9 protein-coding genes and 1 pseudogene are annotated in these 7599 nt (G+C 70.1%); 8 read left to right on the top strand and 2 right to left on the bottom strand.

The genetic code is table 11. The annotated features are described in order from the left end of the window. Nucleotides 1–157 precede the first annotated feature (157 nt). A complete protein-coding gene (locus tag HPY23_RS32665) occupies nt 158–697 on the bottom strand; it encodes a hypothetical protein (protein ID WP_091891163.1) in 540 nt (179 codons plus the stop codon). Between the two features lie 21 nt (nt 698–718). On the opposite strand from HPY23_RS32665, the gene HPY23_RS32660 reads away from it, so the two are divergent. The 4 genes from HPY23_RS32660 (at nt 719) to HPY23_RS32645 (ending at nt 3262) form a co-directional block, all read left to right on the top strand. Next, a complete protein-coding gene (locus HPY23_RS32660) occupies nt 719–877 on the top strand; it encodes a hypothetical protein (RefSeq protein WP_175540091.1) in 159 nt (52 codons plus the stop codon). A gap of 257 nt (nt 878–1134) precedes the next feature. After that, nucleotides 1135–2445, top strand: coding sequence for an adenylosuccinate lyase (gene purB, locus HPY23_RS32655; RefSeq protein WP_091891166.1), 1311 nt, complete (start codon nt 1135–1137; stop codon nt 2443–2445). 216 nt (nt 2446–2661) lie between these two features. After that, the gene (locus HPY23_RS32650) at nt 2662–2991 is read left to right on the top strand and encodes a type II toxin-antitoxin system RelE/ParE family toxin (protein WP_091891170.1); all 330 of its coding nucleotides are present in this window, start codon (nt 2662–2664) and stop codon (nt 2989–2991) included. Beyond that, nucleotides 2981–3262 carry a helix-turn-helix domain-containing protein gene (locus tag HPY23_RS32645; RefSeq protein ID WP_060849738.1) on the top strand — a complete coding sequence of 94 codons (282 nt, stop codon included), beginning with the start codon at nt 2981–2983 and terminating at the stop codon, nt 3260–3262. Before HPY23_RS32650 ends, HPY23_RS32645 begins: the two co-directional genes overlap by 11 nt. Nucleotides 3263–3272: 10 nt before the next feature. Here HPY23_RS32645 and HPY23_RS32640 read toward each other — a convergent pair whose 3' ends face one another. Then, nucleotides 3273–4199, bottom strand: coding sequence for a dihydrodipicolinate synthase family protein (locus tag HPY23_RS32640; protein ID WP_091891175.1), 927 nt, complete (start codon nt 4197–4199; stop codon nt 3273–3275). A 197-nt stretch (nt 4200–4396) separates the two neighbouring features. Here HPY23_RS32640 and HPY23_RS32635 point away from each other — a divergent pair, with 197 nt between their 5' ends. The 4 genes and pseudogenes from HPY23_RS32635 to HPY23_RS32620 form a co-directional block, all read left to right on the top strand. After that, on the top strand, nt 4397–5248 hold the full coding sequence (locus HPY23_RS32635; protein WP_091891178.1) for a D-amino-acid transaminase: 852 nt from the start codon (nt 4397–4399) through the stop codon (nt 5246–5248). Between the two features lie 89 nt (nt 5249–5337). Continuing rightward, nucleotides 5338–5700: a hypothetical protein gene (locus tag HPY23_RS32630; protein ID WP_060849735.1), complete on the top strand. Its 363-nt coding sequence runs from the start codon at nt 5338–5340 to the stop codon at nt 5698–5700. A 162-nt stretch (nt 5701–5862) separates the two neighbouring features. After that, nucleotides 5863–7155, top strand: a complete 1293-nt coding sequence (locus tag HPY23_RS32625; protein WP_060849734.1) for an adenylosuccinate synthase — start codon at nt 5863–5865, stop codon at nt 7153–7155. Nucleotides 7156–7228: 73 nt separating this feature from the next. Then, nucleotides 7229–7599 (top strand): annotated as a pseudogene (locus HPY23_RS32620) (histidine kinase); the annotation flags it as partial.

Genomic DNA, 7599 nt, shown 5'->3' with positions numbered 1-7599 from the left:
AGGGCCGATACAGCGCCATCTGGCGCCAGCACCTGTATCCAGAGCAAAGCACTACAGCCACAAGGCGGCCTTCACCGAGCGCTTACCGCGCTCTCGGCCGTCCGCCTTCAGCTTGGCTTGATGCTCTGTTGCCTCCGCCACGGCGCGCTCACGCGCTTCAGCTTGTTTCCGGGCGCGCTCTGCGTCTGAGCTGGCTGCCAGCGGGGCCCCGCCGGTCCGCACCAGCTCGGTTGTAAGGGCCGCGATCTGCGCGGACACTTGCTCGTGCCTGTGATTGAGCCTCGTCGGCGAGCTTCCCCATGATCTCGACCTGGAACGGGCCGCCCGGACGCCCGGGATCGACCAACCCGGCCAAGGCCTGTGCCTCCCCCGTCTCCCTGCCCGTGTCGGCGGCGGCCTGCAAGGCAACGATGTCGGGCGGGACCGCACTGAGCGACAGGAGCAGCAGGTCCGGCGCAGGTCCCCAGCCGAGATCACAGTCGCTCAAGAGCGATCCGACGATGGCCGACGCGGCGGGATCGCGATGATGAGGAAAGACGATCTCGACCTGCTTCCCAGTGCCTCCGTCTTTTGCCGTCGCCATCGTCCAGACATGACGGCATGTCGCGACGTAGCCACCCTCTACGAAAGCGCCGCAGCCGACGAAAGTGCGGCGCGGATGGGTCGCGTAGATGTAGACGAGGCTCTTCTGAATCATCGAGCGGCGGAGATCCAGATCATGACGGCCCAGATGATAGTCGAATTGCCGGACGGGCACCAAGTCCTGATCGGCGCGCCCGAGGGCGGGGCGAGGGGGGAAATCGGCATCGCCGGCGACGTCGCGCGCAAGACCAAGGACAGTTCGAGGCGGCGCTCGGCTCGCTCGCCGGCCTGGTGAAGGCGATGGACGAGACGGTCGGCGCCTCGCTCACCGGCGAGTGCGACCTGTGGATCGTCTCGGGCGACACCAAGGCCGAGTTCAAGGTCACGCTGACCTGGGGAAAAGGCAAATAGCCGGGGCAAGTCGCCGGGACGAGGGCAAGGCATGCACCGGTGGGCGGCGCAGGCCACCGCCCTCCCCTTCCTTGCCTTCTCGACCCGCTTCCCCTAGCCGTCGCGGCATCACCCCCCGCCCCGTGAGCAGGAGCCCCGACGATGATCCCCCGCTACAGCCGGCCCGAGATGACGGCGATCTGGTCGCCGGAAGCGCGCTTCCGGATCTGGTTCGAGATCGAGGCCCATGCCACGACCGCGCTCGCCGAACTCGGCGTCGTGCCGAAGGAGGCCGCCGCCAAGGTGTGGGAGAAGGGCCGCGACGCGGTGTTCGACGTCGCGCGGATCGACGAGATCGAGCGCGTCACCAAGCACGACGTGATCGCGTTCCTGACCCACCTCGCCGAGATCGTCGGCCCCGAGGCGCGGTTCGTGCACCAGGGCATGACCTCCTCGGACGTGCTCGACACCTGCCTCAACGTGCAGCTCGCCCGCGCCGCCGACCTGCTCATCGCCGACATCGACGGGCTGCTCGCCGCCCTCAAGCGCCGGGCCTTCGAGCACAAGCTCACCCCGACCATCGGCCGCTCGCACGGCATCCACGCCGAGCCGGTGACCTTCGGGCTCAAGCTCGCCCAGGCCTATGCCGAGTTCGAGCGCGCCCGCGCCCGCCTCGTCGCGGCCCGCGCCGAGATCGCCACCTGCGCCATCTCGGGGGCAGTCGGCACCTTCGCCAACATCGATCCGCGGGTCGAGGAATACGTCGCCGCCCAGATGGGCCTCACGGTCGAGCCGGTCTCGACCCAGATCATCCCGCGCGACCGCCACGCGATGTTCTTCGCGGTGCTGGGCGTCGTCGCCTCGTCGATCGAGCGGCTGTCGATCGAGGTGCGTCACCTGCAGCGCACCGAGGTGCTGGAGGCGGAAGAGTACTTCTCCGAGGGCCAGAAGGGCTCCTCGGCGATGCCGCACAAGCGCAACCCGGTGCTGACCGAGAACCTCACGGGCCTTGCCCGCATGGTGCGGTCCTACGCGCTCCCGGCGATGGAGAACGTGGCGCTCTGGCACGAGCGCGACATCTCGCATTCCTCGGTCGAGCGGATGATCGGCCCGGACGCCACCGTCACCCTCGATTTCGCGCTCGCCCGCCTCACCGGCGTGGTCGACAAGCTGCTGGTCTACCCCGAGCAGATGCAGCGCAACCTCGACCGGCTCGGCGGTCTCGTCCACTCGCAGCGGGTGCTGCTGGCGCTGACCCAGGCCGGCGTGTCGCGCGAGGACGCCTATCGGCTGGTCCAGCGCAACGCGATGCCGGTCTGGCGCGGCGAGGGCGACTTCCTCACCCTGCTCCAGGCCGACCAGGAGGTGACCGCGGCGCTGAAGCCCGAGGCCATCGCCGAGTGCTTCGACCTCGGCTACCACCTCAAGCACGTCGACACGATCTTCCGGCGGGTGTTTGGCTCGGCAGAGTAAGATGAAAGGCCGGGCGCCGCGCGGCGCCCGGCCTTTCAGCGCGTTCGCCTATCAGATAATTATTGTATTATAATATACGCAGATTTTTATTCATAATGATGATCGATGAGAGCGTGTGATCTGCCGCCAACCGCGAATCTGCACGGGAAAAACTGCTGCAAGCCGTGCGTCATCCGCGCGCTCGCCTTCCTGTATCGGTTCTGATACACACGCGACGTGAAACCGGTCTCCTTCCTCGGCGACAGCCGCAGCGTCCTGCAGCATTTTCCCGACGCGGCGCGTTATCAGGCCGGGGTCGAGCTGCGAGCCGTCCAGACGGGCCTGGAACCGAGCGACTGGAAGCCGATGAAGACGGTCGGCCCGGGCGTGAGGGAGATCCGCATCCGGGAAAAGTCCGGGGCGTTCAGAATCATCTACCTGGCGACACTGCCGGATCGCATCCTGGTGCTGCACGCTTTCCAGAAGAAGACGCAGCAGACGGCCCGGACCGATATCGAACTGGCGGCCAAGCGGCTCAGGGATTGGCAGGCACGACATGACGACTGAGACCTTCGCCAACGTCTTCGACGCCCTGACCGACGATCCGGCGGCAGCCGCCAACATGACGGCGCGGGCGGACCTGCTGCTCCAGATCCGCGAACGGATCCGGAGCTGGGACCTGCCTCAGGAGCAGGCGGCGGCCCGCCTGGGCCTGACGCGCCCGCGGCTCAACGACCTGATGCGCGGCAAGCTCGACAAGTTCTCGCTCGACGCCCTCGTCAACATCGCCACCGCCGCCGGCTTCGTCCTGCGCATCCACCTGGAGGATGCAGCCTGAGGCGGAACGGTCAGACCCGCGCCCGCGGGTCGTGCCGCCCCAGGCGCTCCAGCAAGAAGTCCACCTCGGCGCGGGCCGTCGCCGACAGGCCGCCGGCAGGCTTGCGCTGGGCGTCCGAGGCGAGGATGCCCCGGCGCATCAGCACGTATTTGCGCACCGCGAGGCCGACGCCGGGCTGCTGCTCGTAGCGCAGGAGCGGCAGGTGGGCGTCGAAGATGTCGTGCGCCTGCGCGCGCTCGCCGGCTGCGGAGAGGCGGACGACATCCACCAGCATCTCCGGGAAGGCGTAGCCGGTATTGGCCCCGTCGGCGCCGCGCTCGCACTCGAAGTCGAGGAAGAGGCCGCCGTTGCCGCACAGGATCGAGATCGGCCGCATCGACCCGTCGCGCTGGAAGGCGCGCAGCGCGGAGATCTTCTCGAGGCCCGGCCAGTCCTCGTGCTTGAGCATCACGCAGTTGGCGTTGTCGGCGACGATGCGGCGGATCACGCCGGGCGTCATCACCACGCTCAGGGTCAGCGGGTAGTCCTGGATCACGAACGGCACGTCGGGGCCGATCACTTCGGCGGCCTGGGCGTAGTAGCCGACGATCTGGTCGTCGGTGCGCAAGGACGGCGGCGGCGCGATCATCACGCCGGCGGCGCCCGCCTCCATCACCGCGCGGGTGAGCGAGCCCATGGCGGCGAAGCCCGGGGCCGAGACGCCGATGATGACGGGAAGCTTGGTGCGCCGGATCACCCGGGAGGCGACCGCGATCGCCTCGGCGCCGTCGAGCTTGGGCGCCTCGCCCATCATGCCGAGCACGGTGAGGCCGGTCGCGCCGATCTCGCCGTAGAAATCGGTCATCCGGTCGATCGAGGCCTCGTCGATGCGGCCGTCCGGGTGGAACGGGGTCGGGGCGATGGGGAAAACGCCCTTCGCGTCGGGGGTGAGCCGCATGTCGTGTCCTCTCCGTGTCGACGGACGATAGGTCGCGCGCGCAACCGAGCGCAACCGCCGCGCGCGCCGGGGGCCCGCCCGAATCGTGCAGGGCGGGTCGGCCGGAATCGCGCTTGCCGCCGGGCGCCGGCTGATGCTTCAAGGACCTCTTGTTCGTGCACGGCCGCGCCGTCGGCCCCGCGAGAGGAAGGCCCGCCATGTCCCGCATCGTCTACGTCAACGGCCGCTTCGTGCCCTTCGAGGAGGCGACGATCCCGATCATGGACCGCGGGTTCCTGTTCGCCGACGGGATCTACGAGGTGAGCGCGGTGCTGGACGGGCGCCTCGTCGACAACGAGGCCCACCTCGCCCGCCTCGACCGGTCGCTCTCCGAGATCGGCATCCGCAACCCCCACGGCATCGCCGAGTGGACGAGGCTCGAGGAGGAGCTGGTCACCCGCAACGGCCTCAAGGAAGGCCTCGTCTACATGGAGGTGACCCGCGGCGTCGCCGAGCGCGACTTCGCCTTCCCGCCCGAGGGCACGCCGCCGACCGTGGTGATGTTCACGCAAGCCAAGACCGTCTCGGCCAACCCGCTGGCCGAGCGCGGCGCCAAGGTCATCACCGTCGAGGACCTGCGCTGGAAGCGCCGGGACATCAAGTCGGTGGCTCTGCTCGCCCAGGTGCTGGCCAAGCAGCAGGCGGCCGCCGCCGGCGTCGCCGAGGCCTGGATGCACGAGGACGGCTTCGTGACCGAGGGCGGTTCCTCCACCGCCTTCATCATCACCGAGGACAACCGCATCGTCACCCGCCCGCTCTCGACCGCACTCCTTCCCGGCATCACCCGCCGGGCGGTGATGCGGCTCGCCGAGGAGAACGGGCTCACCGTCGAGGAGCGCGCCTTCACGGTGGCGGAGGCGCAAGCCGCCGCCGAGGCGTTCTTCACCTCGGCCTCGGCCTTCGTGATGCCGGTGATCGAGATCGACGGGACGCGCGTCGGCGGCGGCCAGCCCGGTCCGATGACCCGGCGCCTGCGCGACCTCTACCTGGAGATGGCCAGGGCGAGCTGACGGCAAGGACGGCCGAGACCAAGCGCGGCCGGAACCCTCGGGAGCCGGCCCGGTTTCCTTCGGGAGACTCCACTCGCAGGAGAAACCCGATGTCCAAGCTGATGCGTGGCGGGCTCGCCGCGCTGGCGATCGTCGCCGGCGCCACCGCCGCCCTCGCCCAGTCGCCCGAGGTGCCCCTGAAGGGGCGCGACCGCGACCCGAACCTGCCGCCGCTGAACCAGACCATCCCCGAGAAGGTCAGGCCCGGCGACGCGACCTCGAACGCCGACAAGTCCGACACCACCGGCTCGACGCTGAGCGACAAGCTCCAGCGCTCGGACGGCGTGATTAAGCCGCCGGCCACCGGCACGCCCGACATGGCGGTGAAGCCCCCGGAGCCGACCCCGAACTCGACCCCGGTGATCAAGCCCGGCGAGCTGCCGGGCCAGGGCCCGGGCACCGAGGCGAAGTAGCGCCTCGCGCCGCGCATCCGGGGCATCTCCCGGGCCCAGCTTGATTTCCCGGCCCGGATCGCCGAAGAGCGCAGACGCGTGACACCATCCGCAAGCCGATCAGCCCCGCGCCTAGCACGCGCCGGGGCTTTTCGCGTGGCGGGGCAGGGACGGGTTTTTGATATGGCGAACGTCGTCGTGGTGGGCGCCCAGTGGGGCGACGAGGGCAAGGGCAAGATCGTCGACTGGCTCTCCGAGCAGGCCGACGTCGTGGTGCGCTTCCAGGGCGGGCACAATGCCGGCCATACCCTCGTCATCGACGGCGTGACCTACAAGCTGTCGCTGCTGCCGTCGGGCGTGGTGCGCGGCGGCACGCTGTCGGTCATCGGCAACGGCGTCGTGGTCGATCCCTGGCACCTCGTCGAGGAGATCGCGAAGATCGGCCAGCAGGGCGTGGCGATCACGCCGGAGAACCTGCGCATCGCCGACAACGCGACCCTGATCCTGCCGCTGCACCGCGAGCTCGATCACTTCCGCGAGACCTCGAACGCGGTGCTCAAGATCGGCACCACCAAGCGCGGCATCGGCCCGGCCTACGAGGACAAGGTCGGCCGCCGGGCGATCCGCGTCGTCGACCTCGCCGATGCCGAGATGCTCGACGCCAAGATCGGCCGGCTGCTGGCCCACCACAACGCCCTGCGCCGGGGCCTGGGCATCGACGAGATCGACGGCGCGGCGCTGAAGGCCGAGCTGCTCGCCATCGCCCCCAAGATCCTGCCCTTCGCCGACACGGTGTGGTCGCTCCTCGACGACGCCCGCCGCGCCGGCAAGCGCATCCTGTTCGAGGGCGCGCAAGGCGCCCTCCTCGACGTCGACCACGGCACCTACCCGTACGTGACGTCCTCCAACATCGTGGCCGCGCAGGCGGCGACGGGGTCGGGCCTCGGCCCGGGCGCGATCGGCTACGTGCTCGGCATCGTCAAGGCCTACACCACCCGGGTCGGCGAGGGGCCGTTCCCGACCGAGCTCACCGACGCGATCGGCGAGCGGATCGGCGAGCGCGGCCGCGAGTTCGGCGTCGTGACGGGGCGCAAGCGCCGCTGCGGCTGGTTCGATGCCGCCCTGGTGCGCCAGACCGTACGGACCTCCGGGATCAACGGCATCGCGCTCACCAAGCTCGACATTCTCGACGGCTTCGAGACGATCCAGATCTGCACCGGCTACCGCCTCGACGGCCGCGTGATCGACCACCTGCCGGCGAGCCAGGCCGACCAGGCCCGGGTCGAGCCGATCTACGAGGCCTTCGAGGGCTGGAGCGAGACCACCGCGGGCGGCCGCTCCTGGGCCGACCTGCCGGCCCAGGCGATCAAGTACGTGCGCCGCATCGAGGAGCTGATCGGCGCGCCGGTGGCGCTGCTCTCGACCTCGCCGGAGCGGGACGACACCATCCTGGTCCACAACCCCTTCGAGGATTGAGCGGGATCCCGCGCGCATCCCGGCGGGCGAAGCTTGACGCCCGCCGCCCCGCACGACAAGGCATGCGGCGACCATGGCCGACTATTACCCCCTGCTCGCCCGCGCCCTCGAGGCCCTGCCGGACCGTTCGCCCGATTTGCGGCACACGGTCTACGAGCGCGCCCGCGCGGCGCTGATCGGCCAGCTCCGCTCCCTCGACCCGCCGCTGTCGGAGGCCGACATCGAGGCCGAGCGGGTCTCGCTCGACCGGGCGATCGCCCGGCTCGAGACCGAGCATGGCGGCCAGCCGGAGCCCGCCCTCCCGGAACCCCCGAAGGAGGCCGCGAAGGAGCCCCCGCGCGACCCCGAACCGGCCGCCGCTGAGGCGACCCCGGCACCCGCGCCGGAGGCGAACGGCCTGCCCCGCGCCACGCCGCCCGCGCCGCTCCCCGCTCCCCCGGTCGC

Source organism: Methylobacterium ajmalii, assembly GCF_016613415.1.
In the GTDB taxonomy this organism is placed as follows: domain Bacteria; phylum Pseudomonadota; class Alphaproteobacteria; order Rhizobiales; family Beijerinckiaceae; genus Methylobacterium; species Methylobacterium ajmalii.
The sequence above is the reverse complement of the archived record's forward strand: the minus strand, read 5'-3'. Positions and strand labels throughout refer to the sequence as shown.